Annotated in this window: 14 protein-coding genes and 4 tRNA genes; all 18 read left to right on the top strand. The window is 36.1% G+C overall.

Going from position 1 to position 16,958, the window contains the following annotated elements; all coding sequences use genetic code 11:
• Positions 1-411 precede the first annotated feature (411 nt).
• The 18 genes from rpsF (at position 412) to D9842_RS20080 (ending at position 16,957) form a co-directional block, all read left to right on the top strand.
• On the top strand, positions 412-699 hold the full coding sequence (rpsF, locus tag D9842_RS20165; protein WP_098799528.1) for a 30S ribosomal protein S6: 288 nt from the start codon (positions 412-414) through the stop codon (positions 697-699).
• A 35-nt stretch (positions 700-734) separates the two neighbouring features.
• A complete protein-coding gene (gene ssb, locus D9842_RS20160; protein ID WP_121664076.1) occupies positions 735-1,253 on the top strand; it encodes a single-stranded DNA-binding protein in 519 nt (172 codons plus the stop codon).
• Between the two features lie 34 nt (positions 1,254-1,287).
• A complete protein-coding gene (rpsR, locus tag D9842_RS20155; RefSeq protein WP_026561616.1) occupies positions 1,288-1,527 on the top strand; it encodes a 30S ribosomal protein S18 in 240 nt (79 codons plus the stop codon).
• A gap of 312 nt (positions 1,528-1,839) precedes the next feature.
• Positions 1,840-2,775, top strand: coding sequence for a YybS family protein (locus D9842_RS20150; protein WP_162987520.1), 936 nt, complete (start codon positions 1,840-1,842; stop codon positions 2,773-2,775).
• A 40-nt stretch (positions 2,776-2,815) separates the two neighbouring features.
• Complete coding sequence (locus D9842_RS20145; RefSeq protein WP_121664074.1) at positions 2,816-4,789, top strand: DHH family phosphoesterase; 1,974 nt, start codon at positions 2,816-2,818, stop codon at positions 4,787-4,789.
• Entirely contained in the window at positions 4,786-5,232 is a 447-nt protein-coding gene (rplI, locus tag D9842_RS20140; protein ID WP_121664073.1) for a 50S ribosomal protein L9, read from the top strand. Before D9842_RS20145 ends, rplI begins: the two co-directional genes overlap by 4 nt.
• Positions 5,233-5,451: 219 nt before the next feature.
• Entirely contained in the window at positions 5,452-6,801 is a 1,350-nt protein-coding gene (gene dnaB / locus D9842_RS20135) for a replicative DNA helicase (protein WP_121665150.1), read from the top strand.
• Between the two features lie 276 nt (positions 6,802-7,077).
• Complete coding sequence (locus tag D9842_RS20130; protein ID WP_121664072.1) at positions 7,078-8,364, top strand: adenylosuccinate synthase; 1,287 nt, start codon at positions 7,078-7,080, stop codon at positions 8,362-8,364.
• Between the two features lie 338 nt (positions 8,365-8,702).
• Positions 8,703-8,778: transfer RNA gene (locus D9842_RS20125), tRNA-Lys, on the top strand.
• Positions 8,779-8,794: 16 nt separating this feature from the next.
• A tRNA-Glu gene (locus D9842_RS20120) sits at positions 8,795-8,866 on the top strand.
• A gap of 31 nt (positions 8,867-8,897) precedes the next feature.
• Positions 8,898-8,974: transfer RNA gene (locus D9842_RS20115), tRNA-Asp, on the top strand.
• Positions 8,975-9,064: 90 nt separating this feature from the next.
• Positions 9,065-9,137, top strand: a tRNA-Phe gene (locus D9842_RS20110).
• 176 nt (positions 9,138-9,313) lie between these two features.
• The gene (gene tnpA, locus D9842_RS20105; protein WP_121664071.1) at positions 9,314-9,796 is read left to right on the top strand and encodes an IS200/IS605 family transposase; all 483 of its coding nucleotides are present in this window, start codon (positions 9,314-9,316) and stop codon (positions 9,794-9,796) included.
• 643 nt (positions 9,797-10,439) lie between these two features.
• Positions 10,440-11,894, top strand: coding sequence for a M23 family metallopeptidase (locus D9842_RS20100; protein ID WP_257535930.1), 1,455 nt, complete (start codon positions 10,440-10,442; stop codon positions 11,892-11,894).
• Between the two features lie 385 nt (positions 11,895-12,279).
• Positions 12,280-12,987 carry a response regulator YycF gene (gene yycF / locus D9842_RS20095; RefSeq protein WP_098799519.1) on the top strand — a complete coding sequence of 236 codons (708 nt, stop codon included), beginning with the start codon at positions 12,280-12,282 and terminating at the stop codon, positions 12,985-12,987.
• A 4-nt stretch (positions 12,988-12,991) separates the two neighbouring features.
• The gene (walK, locus tag D9842_RS20090; protein ID WP_121664070.1) at positions 12,992-14,809 is read left to right on the top strand and encodes a cell wall metabolism sensor histidine kinase WalK; all 1,818 of its coding nucleotides are present in this window, start codon (positions 12,992-12,994) and stop codon (positions 14,807-14,809) included.
• Positions 14,806-16,149: a YycH family regulatory protein gene (locus D9842_RS20085; protein ID WP_121664069.1), complete on the top strand. Its 1,344-nt coding sequence runs from the start codon at positions 14,806-14,808 to the stop codon at positions 16,147-16,149. The genes walK and D9842_RS20085 overlap by 4 nt, the downstream gene beginning before the upstream one ends.
• On the top strand, positions 16,136-16,957 hold the full coding sequence (locus tag D9842_RS20080; RefSeq protein WP_121664068.1) for a two-component system regulatory protein YycI: 822 nt from the start codon (positions 16,136-16,138) through the stop codon (positions 16,955-16,957). The genes D9842_RS20085 and D9842_RS20080 overlap by 14 nt, the downstream gene beginning before the upstream one ends.
• Position 16,958 lies beyond the last annotated feature (1 nt).

Here is a 16,958-nt window from a genome sequence, read left to right as displayed (position 1 = left end):
GAATCGAGACAGAACCAGTTCCAAAGAGGAAAAATGTGTCTTGAAACAGGTAGAATCGGGACAGAACCAACCCCGAAGAGTCAAAATGTGTCTCGAAACAAAGAGAATTGGGACAGAACCAACCCAAAGAGGCAATATGTGTCTCGAAACAGAGAGAATCAAGACCAAACCTATCCCGAAGAGCATAATCCTTTCCCAACCCCCATCCATCCCCAAAATCCTTAAAACATATAATCATCCTATAAAATGCTTGTAAACCAGCAAAACAAATCTTCTATATTCAGTAGAAATAAACATCGCACTTGCGCTTTCACTAATTATTCGTTATAATACCTAATTGTGAGTAATTTATTTATTTAATTGCTCCTTGCCCATTTATGGGCCGTTTAGACCAAAAGGAGGTGTAAGATGATGAGAAAGTACGAAGTTATGTACATCATCCGCCCAAACATTGAAGATGAAGCTAAGAAAGCTTTAGTTGAGCGTTTCAACAACGTTTTATCTGAGAATGGTGCGGAAGTAACAGAAGCGAAAGAGTGGGGCAAACGTCGCCTAGCATACGAAATCAATGATTTCCGTGATGGCTACTACATGCTTCTTCAAGTTAACTCTGCAGCTGAAGCTGTTCAAGAATTCGATCGTTTAGCGAAAATCAGCGAAGATATCATTCGCCACATCGTTATTAAAAAAGAAGACTAATTAATAGATAAGATAGTCAAAAAAGGATGGTTCTGATGTTGAATCGAGTTGTATTAGTTGGAAGACTAACAAAAGATCCAGATTTGCGATACACACCAAGTGGAGTAGCTGTTGCTACCTTTACTCTTGCAGTGAACCGTACGTTTACAAACCAACAGGGTGAAAGAGAAGCTGATTTTCTTAACTGTGTGATTTGGCGTAAACAAGCTGAAAATGTTGCGAACTTCCTTAAAAAAGGTAGTCTTGCAGGAGTTGACGGTCGTTTACAGTCAAGAAGCTATGAAGATCAAAGTGGAAAACGAGTTTATGTAACAGAAGTTGTTGCAGAAAGTGTCCAATTCCTTGAGCCAAGAGGAGCAAGCGGCGGTGGCGGTAACAATAACTACAACAACAACAATAACAACTTTGGTGGGTACCAAGAGAACTCTGGTAATCAAAATCCATTCGGTTCAGATCAAAATCAACGTAATCAAGGTCGTACAAGCTTTGATGACGATCCATTTGCAAATGATGGAAAACCTATTGATATATCTGACGATGATTTACCGTTTTAATAGATAATTATAAATAGAAGGGAGGAAATTGATCATGGCAGGCGGACGTAAAGGTGGACGTGCAAAACGTCGTAAGGTGTGTTTCTTCACATCAAATGGTATCACTCACATCGATTATAAAGATGTTGATTTACTAAAAAAATTCGTATCTGAGCGTGGTAAAATTTTACCTCGTCGTGTAACAGGTACAAGCGCTAAATACCAACGTAAATTGACTGTAGCTATCAAAAGAGCTCGTCAAATGGCTTTATTACCATATGTTGCTGGTGAATAATAAAAGAAAAGCACAGAGATGGATTGTTTAATCCTTTCTGTGCTTTTTTCGTCATATTTACTTTTAAAAAGAACTTGTGGATACACCGCTATCAAGACTAAAATTTAGGTTAGAGCTGTATGTACACGTTTTCTATACATAACGTACTGTAACATGTTTTAAAACAAACCGAATAGGTTTGTCACTCCCTTATAATAAATTAGGAAAAGTGTAAGTTTGTGAAAAGAGCAATAAATTAACAAACGATATGAAATACTAAACAGAGCTAAATTCCTAGCTTTAAGGATGGTTGTTCTTAAAAGAGGTGAAGTTGTGAGGAAAACAAATGCTATAACAGAAGGGGCTGTTTTATTAGCACTTTTCATCGTGCTCATGCTTGTAGCAAAATATGCACCGATTATTGGGATACTTGCCCTTTTTGTTCTACCTCTGCCGTTTATTATTTTTACAATAAGGCATAGTCTATCCACTGCGCTTATGCTTGTAGTGGCAGGAAGTATCCTATCGGTTTTATTCGGATCTATTACTAATATTTTATTAGCTCTTATGTTTGGCTTGAGCGGTATGGTGATGGGGTATTTCTATAAAAAGAAACTAACAATGGGTGTATTGGTCGGAGGGAGCTTAGCTTATACTTTTAGCATTATTGTTTCTTATATTGGTTCAATTGTTTTTCTAAATATAGACTTTATTCAAGACTCTATTGAACTGTTTAAAGACTCAATTAAGCAATCAAAAGCAATTTTGCAATCATTTGATGCAAGTGGACAAGTGAATCAGCAGTTTGAGCAGCTTGAAGAAGGGATGGGCTATATTACGACATTAATACCTACTTTATTTGTTACAACAGGTATGGTTTTTGCTGTTATCACTCATCTCATTTCTGTCCCGATTTTAAAAAGACTTCGATTTGAGTTAGCACCTTTAAAGCCCTTCCGTGAGTGGAGATTACCAACAAGTATTATTTGGTACTATTTAATTAGCTCCATATTATTAATGGTAAAACTCGATCAAGACAGTTTTCTTTTTATGGCTGTGTTAAATCTATATTTTATTTTACAATTTTTCGTGCTGATGCAAGGATATTCCTTTGTTTTTTTCTATTCATATGTCAAGGGCTGGGCAAAAGCAATTCCTATCGTTATTTTAATTGCTTCGTTAATCATCCCAATATTTCTTTATCTTATTAGAATCTTAGGTATAATTGATTTAGGCTTTCCTCTCCGTAGGAAAATACTGAAAAAGTAAGATTTTGTAATCACTGTTGCGAGGAGTTGATGAGAACAAAATGCCAAGCTTTTATGAAAAACCATTCATCCGTTATCCCATTTATGCATTAATTGGCGTAACAGTGATAGCCGTACTTCTTCTATTTTTCTATAATTGGTTGATAGGAACCATCCTTCTTGCTTGTCTTGCAATTGCTTTTTATTTTATTAATAAAGCAATAAAAGACTTTAGAACAGAAATGAAAGAATATATTACAACTCTTTCATACCGATTGAAAAAAGTCGGTGAAGAGGCTTTGATGGAAATGCCAATTGGGATTTTGCTTTTCAATGATCAATATCAAATTGAGTGGACAAATCCTTTTATGACCTCCTGCTTTGATGAGGACACTCTTGTTGGCAGATCTTTATTTGATGTAGCTGATTCATTAGTTCCATTAATAAAACAGGAAGTAGAATCAGAGACGATTACATTACATGATCGAGAATTTAAGGTCATTATTAAACGTGATGAACGGCTATTGTATTTCTTTGATGTAACTGAGCAAATTGAAATTGAAAAGCAATATGAAGATGAACGTACAGTTTTAGCATTTATTTTCCTAGATAATTATGATGAAGTTACCCAAGCGATGGATGACCAATCAAGAAGTGCGATTAATAGTGAGGTAACATCTCTCTTAAATAAATGGGCAAAGGATTATGGTGTTTTTCTTAAAAGAACTTCATCTGAAAGATTTATTGGAGTATTGAGTGAAGACATTTTAACCAAACTTGAAAAAACTAAGTTTTCTATTCTGGATGAAGTTCGTGAAAAAACAGCTATTCAAAATGTATCATTAACTTTAAGTATTGGAATAGGATCAGGTGTTTCTTCGCTTCAGGAACTTGGCGATCTGGCGCAATCGAGCTTAGACTTAGCATTAGGACGTGGTGGAGATCAAGTGGCCATTAAACAACCTAGTGGAAAGGTAAAGTTCTTCGGAGGGAAAACAAATCCGATGGAAAAACGGACTAGAGTTCGTGCCCGTGTCATATCCCATGCATTGAAAGAAATTGTGTCTGAAAGCGATAAGGTAATGATTATGGGACATAAGTATCCGGATATGGATGCAATTGGCTCAGCAATCGGGATCCTTAAAGTTTGTCAGGTTAACGGAAAAGAAGGCTTTATTGTTTTAGATCCAGAAGCAACTGATTCTGGGGTTGAACAGCTTTTAGCAGAGCTTAAATTACACCCTGAACTGTGGTCAAGATTTATCTCACCAGAACAAGCACTCGAAATGATGACAGACGAAACACTGCTTATTGTTGTTGATACACATAAGCCATCATTAGTCATTGATGACCGATTGCTCATGAGAAGTGAGCATGTAATCGTTATTGATCATCATCGACGTGGGGAAGAATTTATTAAAGATCCCATTCTTGTTTATATGGAGCCCTATGCTTCGTCTACGGCAGAATTGGTGACCGAATTACTTGAATACCAGCCAAAGCATTTAAAAATGAATATAATTGAGGCTACCGCACTTTTAGCAGGAATTATTGTTGATACAAAGAGTTTTACACTTCGAACAGGATCACGTACATTTGATGCAGCTTCTTATTTACGAGCAAAAGGAGCAGACACAGTTTTAGTACAAAAGTTTCTAAAAGAAGATATCAATAGCTATGTAAAGCGGGCTCAACTTATCCAGCATGCATTAATATTTAAAGATGGCATTGCTATTACTGTTGCAGATGAACAGGAATTTTATGAGCAAGTGACAATTGCACAAGCAGCAGACACATTATTAACAATGAATGGAATTGAGGCATCGTTTGTTATTGCGAAACGAAACCCTGAGTTTATAAGCATAAGTGCCCGGTCACTTGGCGACATTAATGTTCAGATTATTATGGAAGCACTAGGTGGCGGTGGCCATTTAACAAATGCAGCAACACAGTTGGAGCATACAACATTACAAGAAGTCGAAAAACAGTTAAAATTAGCATTAGAAGATTATTTAGAGGGAGGAACCAAATCATGAAAGTAATCTTTTTAAAAGACGTTAAAGGTAAAGGGAAAAAAGGGGAAGTTAAGAATGTAGCAGACGGATATGCTCACAATTTCCTTATCAAACAAGGATTAGCTGTTGAAGCAACAAATTCAAGTATTAGCTCATTAAATGCTCAAAAGAAAAAACAGGAGCAAGAAGCTGTGGAAGAACTAGAACAAATGAAGCAGCTAAAAGATGTTCTTGAAAAATTAACGGTTGAAATTTCAGCAAAATCTGGTGAAGGCGGTCGTTTATTTGGTTCAGTAACAAGCAAGCAAATTGCAGATGAACTGAAAAAGTCACACAATATTAAAATAGATAAACGTAAGCTGGATTTACCAGATGGCATTCGCTCTTTAGGATTTACAAATGTACCTGCAAAGCTCCATCCAGAAGTAAATGCAACGATTAAAGTACATGTTAAAGAACAATAAGTAAATGTTGGGAAATGATGTGGTTTTGTGGAAAGAGAGAAATTTATCTTGAAGCGGAGCCACTTTTTTTTTACACTTAATAAAGTGTGAAATAGGTTTTATTAGAAAAAGCACTAGCAAAGTGAATTAAAATTTCCCAATACTTAAGCATGCTGCTTAGGTGTATAATAATTAATAGATTTATATTTTCATAATAAATGTAGAAGGACGGTGATCATCATTAACGAGGTACTTGGTGATCGTATACCACCACAAAATATAGAAGCAGAACAAGCTGTATTAGGAGCTATATTTCTCCAACCATCATCTATTACTTTAACATCAGAATTATTAATCCCAGAAGATTTCTATCGAGCTTCACACCAAAAAATTTACAACGCTATGTTAGACCTTTCTGATAAGGGAGAGCCGGTTGACCTTGTAACAATCACTGCAGCGCTAGCAGATGTGAATTTACTAGAAGAAGTAGGAGGAGTTTCTTATCTTAGTGATTTAGCAAACTCAGTTCCAACCGCTGCAAACATTGAATATTACGCTAAAATCGTAGAAGAAAAATCAATCCTTAGAAGATTAATTCGTACAGCTACAACCATCGCACAAGATGGATATAGTAGAGAAGATGAGGTTGAGGTTCTCCTAGGTGAGGCGGAGAAAACAATTATGGAAGTTGCACAGCGAAAAAATGCTGGTGCCTTCCAAAATATTAAAGATGTTCTTGTACAAACATATGATAATATCGAAACCTTACACGATCGTAAAGGTGATGTAACAGGAATTCCAACTGGATTTATTGAGTTAGATAAAATGACAGCTGGGTTTCAACGAAACGATTTAATTATCGTTGCGGCCCGTCCATCTGTAGGTAAAACAGCATTTGCCTTAAACATTGCACAAAACGTTGCAACCAAAACAGAAGAAAATGTTGCGATTTTTAGTCTTGAGATGGGTGCGGATCAGCTGGTCATGAGGATGCTCTGTGCTGAGGGAAACATTGATGCACAAAGGCTAAGAACTGGTTCTTTAACACCAGAAGACTGGGGTAAGCTAACTATGGCAATGGGTAGCTTGTCAGACTCCGGAATCTATATTGATGACACTCCTGGTATTCGTGTCGGTGACATCCGCGCTAAGTGCCGTCGCCTAAAGCAAGAAAGTGGGCTAGGCATGGTTCTTATTGACTATCTTCAATTAATTCAAGGTAATGGTCGAACAGATAACCGTCAACAAGAGGTATCTGAAATCTCTCGTACACTTAAGGAACTAGCTCGTGAATTGAAGGTTCCTGTTATTGCACTTTCTCAGCTATCTCGTGGTGTTGAGCAAAGACAAGATAAACGACCTATGATGTCTGATATTCGTGAATCAGGAAGTATCGAGCAGGATGCCGATATCGTTGCCTTTTTATATCGTGACGATTATTATGATAAGGAATCCGAAAACAAAAACATCATTGAAATTATTATTGCAAAGCAACGTAACGGTCCGGTTGGGACAGTTTCATTAGCTTTCGTAAAAGAATATAATAAGTTCGTCAATCTTGAGCGGCGTTTTGATGACGGTGCAGCATAGTGAAGAAGATCGTAGAAAATACGGTCTTCTTTTTTTATGTAAGAAAAAATGATGGCCAGCAAAGTTTTTCTAGTAACATTATTCCTATTTAATTGGAAACACTAAAAATAAAACGATGACTAAACGAAATCTAGCTCTTCTTTTTATAAAATGTGATTAAATTACGAACGAATATTACAAATGTTTTATAAATGTTCGTATTTACATTGACTTTGTAAAATTCGACTGTTAAAATAAACATGTTTGAATAGTGCGAAATTAGTGGAGGTGCACGGAATGTCTTCAGTAGTAGTTGTTGGAACTCAATGGGGAGATGAAGGGAAAGGTAAGATTACAGATTTCCTTTCTGAAAATGCAGAGGTGATCGCTCGTTATCAAGGTGGTAATAATGCTGGTCACACAATTAAATTTGGTGGAGAAACGTATAAGCTACACCTAATTCCATCGGGGATTTTTTATAAAGATAAAATTTGTGTAATTGGAAACGGAATGGTTGTCGATCCAAAAGCACTTGTACAAGAACTTGCTTACTTACATGAGCGTGGAATTACAACAGATAACTTACGTATTAGCAACCGTGCACATGTAATTCTTCCATATCACTTGAAACTAGATGAGGTAGAGGAAGAGCGTAAAGGTGCTAATAAAATTGGTACAACGAAAAAAGGTATCGGACCTGCTTACATGGATAAAGCTGCACGTGTAGGAATTCGTATATCTGATCTACTTGAGCGTGATACGTTCGAAGAAAAATTATCTCGTGCGTTACAAGAAAAAAATCGTCTATTAGAAAAATTCTATGAAGTAGAAGGCTTCACAGTAGAAGAAATTCTTGATGAGTACTATGAGTACGGACAACAAATTAAACAATATGTTGTTGATACTTCTGTTGTTTTAAATGATGCTCTAGATGAAGGACGCCGTGTACTATTCGAAGGTGCACAAGGTGTTATGCTTGATATTGACCAAGGTACATACCCATTCGTAACATCTTCTAACCCAGTAGCGGGTGGTGTTACAATTGGTTCTGGTGTAGGTCCAACAAAAATTAACCATGTTGTTGGTGTATCAAAAGCATATACAACTCGTGTAGGCGATGGCCCGTTTCCAACGGAATTACATGACGAAATTGGTAACCAAATTCGTGAGGTTGGTCGTGAATATGGAACAACAACTGGACGTCCACGTCGTGTAGGTTGGTTTGATAGTGTTGTTGTTCGTCATGCAAGAAGAGTAAGTGGATTAACAGATCTTTCTTTAAACTCAATTGACGTATTAACAGGCATCGAAACATTAAAAATCTGTGTTGCTTATAAGTACAAAGGGGAAACGATTAATGAATACCCAGCAAGCTTAAAAGTACTTGCAGAGTGTGAGCCAGTTTATGAAGAACTACCAGGTTGGACGGAAGATATCACTGGTGTACGTAATCTAAGTGAACTGCCAGCAAATGCAAGACACTACATTGAGCGCATTTCACAGTTAACAGGTATTCCATTATCCATTTTCTCAGTAGGACCAGATCGTTCACAAACAAACGTTATCCGTAGCGTATATAGCTAATGACTAAGGGAAAGAGGAGGAATTCACAGCAGTTCCTTCTCTTTTTTTATCGTCTATTTTTGAGCTGTAAAAAATAAAAATATTTTTTTATAAAATATATTGCTATATTATAAAAATATGTGTTAAGATAGATCCTGTCCTGTTAGAACAAATTGTTTTTTAGAGAGATAACTTCTCATCATTATAAGATGAGCCATTAGCTCAGTTGGTAGAGCACGACCGAATAAGCTGCGCAGCGAAACATCAGCGCACAAATCGAGCTGCTCCTTGATTATCCTTACTGAGATTTGGGTGTCTGTTACAAGAGGTAAACATATTTATACTCATCACTATAAGATGAGCCATTAGCTCAGTTGGTAGAGCATCTGACTTTTAATCAGAGGGTCGAAGGTTCGAGTCCTTCATGGCTCACCATTGTTATTATGACAATGGCCCATTGGTCAAGCGGTTAAGACACCGCCCTTTCACGGCGGTAACACGGGTTCGAATCCCGTATGGGTCACTTTATCTTTTAATCTATTATATACTTGTATGGTCCGGTAGTTCAGTTGGTTAGAATGCCTGCCTGTCACGCAGGAGGTCGCGGGTTCGAGTCCCGTCCGGACCGCCATACATATACAATAATGAAAGTAGAAATACTTTCTTTTTATATATACATATTAAAAGTGTACGGCTCGGTAGCAATGCATCAAAATTATAGGGCTCGGTAGCTCAGTTGGTAGAGCAATGGACTGAAAATCCATGTGTCGGCGGTTCGATTCCGTCCCGAGCCACTTAAAAAAGCATGAATCATATTTGATTCATGCTTTTTATTTATTTATATAAAAGAAAACCCTAGGCTAGGCCTAGGGTTCTAAAAAGCTTCTAGCGTGGTATTAAAAAAACTCCCCCGAGGTGCTAAAATATTTTTGGTTCGCCAACCAAAATATCAGCATACGGAGGAGTTTAAATGTCAAAAGACACTAATAGTTTAGCACATACAACCTGGAATTGTAAGTATCACATCGTGTTTGCACCTAAGTATAGAAGACAAGTAATTTATGGGAAAATCAAAAAGGACATTGGAGAAATACTACGTACTCTATGCGAGAGAAAAGGTGTTGAAATTATTGAAGCAACAGCCTGTAAAGATCACGTACATATGTTAGTGAGTATTCCACCCAAAATAAGTGTATCCCAGTTTGTAGGATATTTAAAAGGAAAAAGCAGCTTAATGATATTTGATAGGCATGCAAACTTAAAATATAGATACGGGAATCGGAAATTTTGGTGTACAGGATATTATGTGGATACAGTTGGAAGAAATAAGAAAGTAATAGAAGAATATATACGTAATCAAATACAAGATGATATAGTCGCAGAGCAATTAAGTATGATGGAATACATTGATCCGTTTACAGGTGAAGAGGTAAAGAAAAAGAAAAGGAAATAGGTAGGGGGCCTTTGAGGTCTGGCCAGTAAAAGTAGTACAACTGGCGAACCATTCAGTAGCCCTTTAGGGTTTGGTCAGTAACAAAGGCTTTCAGCCGCAGAGCAAACCACCCGTTCTCACGGGTGGTTTTGACTTTTTTCTAAGAAAGTTAGACAGTTACTAATCTGAAAATATGTTGAATGCAAGAATAATTGATGAAGTTATAAAATAACATCTATAGTTGTTTGATAAATTGAATAAGCTGCAAAAATAATAAATAACTTACAAATAAACTTAAAGTAGTTGCAAAAATCCTTTATTCTTGAGAGTTATTTAATGCCGTGATCCCGACTACGTGAACTCATCAAGCTTAAATGGACCCAGGCTTTGTAAAACACCCCTAATTAACGCCAAAAAACCTATGTATAAAACGTATATTATAAGGTGACGAGCATTCTATAGTAAATTTTACTCTATATTACGACTATATAACTAAATGATACAGTAGTATTACAATTTCATGACTGAATCAAAAGTCATATTTTTTTGTGTTAGAGTAATAGAGTGTATTATTACGTGAAATTTGCCGACATGTTTTTGTCTGCCAGTTTCATTTGTAAGAGGCTTCCTGAGTTTCTTAGAAAAGATTTAGGAGGAAATTCCATTGTTTAAGCGCTTTAATAGTTTAGGAGAAAAACATTTACATAACCATGTTTCTTTTAGCAAGAAGATGACAATGGGAATTGCATTAGCTGCAACAATTACTTTTGGAACGCATAGTGTAAGTGCACAAGCTGAAAACTCATTATCTACCGTATATCATGTTTACCTTGATGGTCAGTATATGGGGACAGTAGATAACCAAAATGTAATTGAACAAGTTGCTACAATAAAAATCAGTAATGTAAAAGAAATATATAAAGATCTTAATTTAACAATTGAAGAATTAGAGATTATACCAGAAAAAATGTTCAGACCGGTTTATGATAACAATGAAACAGTTCGTTCTTTAGAAAAAGACCTAGATGTTGTAGTGGAATCTACTGCACTAAAGGTGAATGAAAAAGAAGTTGCTTACTTTAAAAGTAAAGCAGAGGCTGAGGCAGTTCTAAAGCGATATAAGCTTCAATATGTTTCTGAAGATGTATTAAAGGAAATAGAGAAGAGAATTGCTACTAATCAAGTACCAGCTACTCTTAGAGAGGGACAATCTAGAATAGTGGATGTAACCTTCTCAGAAGATGTTTTGCTGGAAACGAAAAAAGTATCTCCAGATAAAATCATTAGCTCTGAGCAAGGGTTAAACCTATTAGAAAAGGGATCTCCTGAAGATAAACAGTATGTGGTACAGGAAAATGATGTACTTGGAAATATTGCGGAGGCTCATGACTTAACTCTTGATGAATTATTAAGTTTAAACCCCGATCTTAAGGAAGACTCTGTTATTCAATCTGGTGATTTGCTTAACGTAACCGTATTAAAGCCATATGTTACAGTAAATATAAAAGAAGAATCATTTATAAAAGAGACTATTGTATTTGAAACTGAAATAAGTGAAGATGCAAATTTACCTAAAGGGGAAGAGGAAGTATCTCAAAAGGGTCAGAATGGTGAAAAATTAGTAAACTATGTAACTTATAAAGAAAATGGCACCGAAGTAAAACGTGAAACGGTAAAGGAAGAAGTAGTAAAGGCACCTGTTAAAGAGATTATTATCAAAGGTACGAAGGTAATTCCATCAAGAGGTACTGGTGATCTGGCTTGGCCGGCAGTTGGAGGTTATATCTCTAGTGGTCTAGGACAGCGCTGGGGTAAACTACATAAAGGAATTGATATAGCAAGACCTAGTGATCGTACAATAAAGGCTGCAGATAATGGTAAAGTCATTTCTGCTGGATCTGATGGTGGGTATGGAAATAAGGTTGTTATTGACCATAACAACGGTATAACAACACTTTATGCTCATTTAGATTCAATTTCTGTCTCAGTTGGTCAGGTTGTCTCTCAGGGTCAAAAAATCGGTGTAATGGGGACAACAGGGAATTCTACAGGAGTTCATCTGCATTTTGAAGTGTATGAAAATGGAAGCTTGAAAAATCCTGTTGATTATTTAAAATAATGAAAGAAGGGTCTGACACATTTTAGGGAGTCAGTCCTTTTTTTCGTTCTACTACTCTTTACCACTAGAAGTGATGATCTAAACACTTTTATGTATACTATCAGAAAGTATAAAATTTTAAGGATGATAGTATAAGAAAGCTAAGGCTTTCGCCATTAGAGCTTGGTGGTAAGCCAAGTTTTTCCAATGAAAATGTTCATGAAGACCCTGAAAAAGATGAATCTCTTCTTTGAAAGTGGTACATTAAACATAAGCATGAACTTGTCATACTAGAACGACGCTAAAGTTTTTTTGATGTGATGATAGTGTAGTTTGGAAAGAAAGAAAACACGAAAATGACTTCACAAAAACAAGTTAGCAGAGCCAAAATTAAAGGGGCGAGAATATGGAAAAAAAGATATTAGTTGTTGATGATGAAAAACCAATTGCAGATATATTACAGTTTAATTTGAAAAAAGAAGGATACACGGTCTACTGTGCCTATGATGGTAACCAGGCCTTAGAAATGGTAGAGGAAATTAATCCGGACCTTCTTTTGCTAGATATTATGCTTCCTAACAAAGATGGAATGGAAGTGTGCCGAGAAGTTAGAAAGAAATATGAAATGCCGATTATTATGTTAACAGCAAAGGACTCAGAAATAGATAAAGTACTTGGGCTTGAATTGGGTGCTGATGACTACGTAACAAAGCCATTTAGTACAAGAGAATTACTAGCACGTGTAAAAGCTAACCTTCGACGACAACAGGCGAATGATACAGCTGAAACAAAAGGATCTAACAATGAAATTTCAATCGGATCACTAGTTATTCATCCTGACGCTTACGTGGTTTCAAAACGTGGAGAAACAATTGAGCTTACACATCGTGAATTTGAGCTTCTTCACTATCTAGCTCAACATATTGGTCAAGTGATGACTAGGGAACACTTGTTACAAACAGTTTGGGGCTATGATTATTTTGGCGATGTCAGAACAGTTGATGTAACAGTTCGACGTTTACGTGAAAAAATTGAAGATAACCCAAGTCACCCTACATGGATTGTAACTAGACGTGGAGTAGGCTACTATCTAAAACAATCAGAACAGGAATAATCATATGAAAAGGGTTAGGTTCTTTCAATCCATCCATTTTAAGTTTGTTACGGTATATGTGCTGCTTATTATGATGGCAATGCAGATTATCGGAATTTATTTTGTTAAGGAATTGGAATCCTCACTAAAAGCAAACTTTGAGGCTTCATTAACAAATCGCTTAAGCTTACTAGTTTATAATATTGAACAAGAAATGTCCCGAGATCCTAAGGAATATTCTGATGGAAAGACCTTAACGAGCGAAATTACTAAGATTCTAGAGGACTTTCTCACAGACGAAATTATTGAAGTACGTGTTATTGATATGAGTAAAACAGTCATTGCAACATCTGATATTAATAAGGACGTAGTTGGGAAGAAATCAATTGAGGAAACTGTTCACCGTGCCTTATTAGGTTTGGATTATAGTGGTGTATTTATTTATGAAACAGAACGTGTGCGTGTTATGACCGTTCCCGTTAATCAAAATAACCAAACAATCGGTGCTGTGTATGTAATGGCATCAATGGAAGAAGTCTTTTCTCAGATGAGAATTATCAATAAAATCTTAGCTACTGGAACCATTCTTTCATTGGCAATTACTGCTGCTTTAGGGATATTCCTAGCAAGAACAATCACTAGACCAATGACAGACATGAGGAAGCAAGCCATTGAGCTAGCAAATGGTAACTTCTCACGAAAGGTTCGAGTGTATGGTGAAGATGAAATTGGTCAGTTGGCTATCACCTTCAATTATTTAACGGAAAAACTGGAAGATGCACAGGCTATGACAGAGGGAGAACGTAAGAAGCTTGCGTCTGTTATTGCCCATATGACTGATGGGGTTATTGCAACAAATCGTGAAGGAAAAGTCATTCTTATTAACAATCCAGCAATAGATATGCTGAATGTTTCACGTGGAACGGTGAATAACACAAATATCACAGAGCTTTTAGGAATAAGTGAAGAATATACATTTGAAAGTTTATTAGAAGAACAAGAATCACTTATTCTTGAATCTGGTACGAATGAAAATCCTTTTATCCTTCGTGTTAGTTTTTCAGTGATTCAGAAGGAACGAGGAAAGAATGAGGGACTTATTGCTGTTCTTTATGACATTACAGAGCAGGAAAAAATAGAGCAAGAACGAAGAGAGTTTGTTGCTAATGTATCACATGAGTTACGGACACCATTGACAACGATGAGGAGCTATTTAGAAGCATTAGCAGATGGTGCTTGGAAGGATGATGAACTTGCACCGCAATTCCTGAATGTTACACAAACAGAGACAGAACGAATGATAAGGTTAGTGAATGATTTGCTACAATTATCAAAGCTTGATCGTACTGATTATAAGCTAAACAAAGATTGGATTAATTTTACTGACTTCTTTCAAAAGATCATTGATCGTTTTGAAATGACGAAGTCGCAGCATGTAGCATTTTTTAGGAATATACCAAACGATCCCCTTTATGTTGATATTGACACAGATAAAATCACACAGGTGCTAGATAACATTATTTCTAATGCACTTAAATATTCACCAGAGGGTGGAAAGGTTATTTTTACAGTAGATGTATTACCTGCTGAGTTGCAAATTCGGATAAAAGATGAAGGGGTAGGAATACCTCAAGAAAGCGTAAATAAAATCTTTGATCGCTTTTATCGAGTGGATAAGGCCCGAACTCGTAAACTAGGTGGAACAGGTTTAGGACTAGCCATTGCGAAGGAAATGGTCCAAGCACATGGAGGAGATATTTGGGCTCAAAGTAGGGAAGGAGCGGGAACAACTGTATTCTTCACCTTACCATATGACCCGGAACAAGAGGATGAGTGGGAATGAATAAAGAATCAATAAAAAGTGCCACTTTAACCGTACTGGTGATCATTAGTCTGTTTTTTACATGGAATATGTGGAATCTTCAGCCCTCATATGAAGAGTTTCAAAACAATTCATTCTTTGAAAGTGTTCCAATTGGTCCTGAGAGGAGAACTCCTTATCAAGTAATTAGACCAAGACAATTATATATTCATACGCCTGAAACTCATTTTAGTACATTGGATGATCAGTATTTAGATGGACTTTGGACTGAAATGCAGGACTGGAATTATAGTTTAGGGAACAACAAGAATATTGCTCAAACATATACAGAGGAAAATTTTAATAATTGGATTCATAGTAAAGCAGAGGCTAAAATAGAACTTAGGTTCCTCGACGGAATACCTTTGGAAACAATGAAATCGATGTTTGAATGGGATACAGAAACAAATGACTCAATTCATTTTGATCGTATTTATTTAAATGTACCTAATGAAAAAGAAGCTCAAAAGGTATACTTTGTGTCAACGGAAAATCTTAAAATTGTTGAAACCTCTGTTAATTTACCAGATGCAAATCAGTTTGTTTCAACTATTTATAATAAAAAAAGTGAGTTTTCCTCTTACTTTGCTTTTGAGACAGATATAGGAAATGAAATTATGCTTCCTGACAATATAATAGAACTGGATAGCTATCAATATTTAACAGATGAAATAAATGATGAAAGGTTTAAGGATGCTTTATTCAGCAATCCTCGGCTTGTTAAGCAGGATGTGAATTTTTCTAGTAATCGGTACACTGATAGTAAAAGAGAACTAAATATTTTTCCAAATGAACATTTGGTTAGATTTGTGAATCCGACACTAACGGAATCAAGTGTATTGGAGGAGGATCTTCTTTTAGAGCAGAGTATTAATTATTTAAATGATCATGGTGGCTGGACAGATGATTATCTTTTATTTAATATAGACAAGCCTAACCAGCAGGTCCGATATGTTATGTCGATTGGATCTATTCCTATCTTAACATCCACAGAGGAATATTTTGGACCAACCATGATTTCGCAGCGCTGGGGACAAAATGAAATTGCTATTTATGAACGTCCTTCGTATCAGTTAATGACGCAGATATCGAGCAGCAATCCTATTAGTCTTATTTCAGGAAAAGAAGTAGCTGAGATTCTGAAGGCTGATCAGTCAATCGATAAATCAAAGATTGAAAATATCTATATTGCGTATGAATTAGGTGGCTCTACAGATCAAAAATATGTAAAACTAACACCTTCATGGTGCATTGAGATGAAAGATGGCACACTGATGAAATTAAAGGCGAATCAAGGGAGGGATAAAGGTGGATTGGAGTAAAACAAAAACCATTTTTATCCTTGCATTTCTAATCTTAGATATCTACTTAGCGATTGAGTTCTTTGAACTAAGAGATAAATCGGATTATGCGGTTATGCAAGAAGCAACCTTGGAGGAAAAGCTAGCAGCTGAGGATATTAAGTATGGTGATTTACCTGAAGATATCGGAAAGGGCTTCTATATAACGGCAAAAAGTAAGGATTTCACCCTTGAAGAAGTTAGTAAGCTTAATGATAAAGGACAATCATTAGTTTTAACAAATACAAATTATGAAGAAGAATCCTTTCGTTCATTAAAAATGAAGCTAACCAAACCATTTCCGTTGCCTGATGTCAACTTAGAAAGTAAAGTGAATCAATTTTTAAAAGACAATGTTATTTCAGGTGAACTTTATCATTATTGGTATACAGATGAGGAATCTAACTCTATAATATGTATTCAGAAATATAAAAATCGCAATATCTTTCAATCAAAACTGGATCATATCGGTATGGTGATTCTTCAGTTAGATGAGGATAATCAAATTTATGGATATGAGCAATCAATGCTTGAGGGAATTAAGGAAGTAGAGGAGCAAGAATCAACGATCACAGCCTTAAAAGCAATCGAAGCTCTATATAATAAAAACTACCTTCCAGAGAATAGTCAAATTGTTACCATGCAGTATGGCTATTACACACATATTCCACTTTCGAATCAACAAATTTTGGCGCCTACCTGGCATATTATCATAGAAACAAAAGATAAAGAGAGACAAGATTTTTATGTGAATGCCTTAGAGGGCGATGTTTTACAGTTAGCAGATTAGG

The organism is Metabacillus litoralis (genome assembly GCF_003667825.1).
Classification (GTDB): domain Bacteria; phylum Bacillota; class Bacilli; order Bacillales; family Bacillaceae; genus Metabacillus; species Metabacillus litoralis_B.
This window is presented reverse-complemented; position numbering and strand designations above follow the sequence as displayed.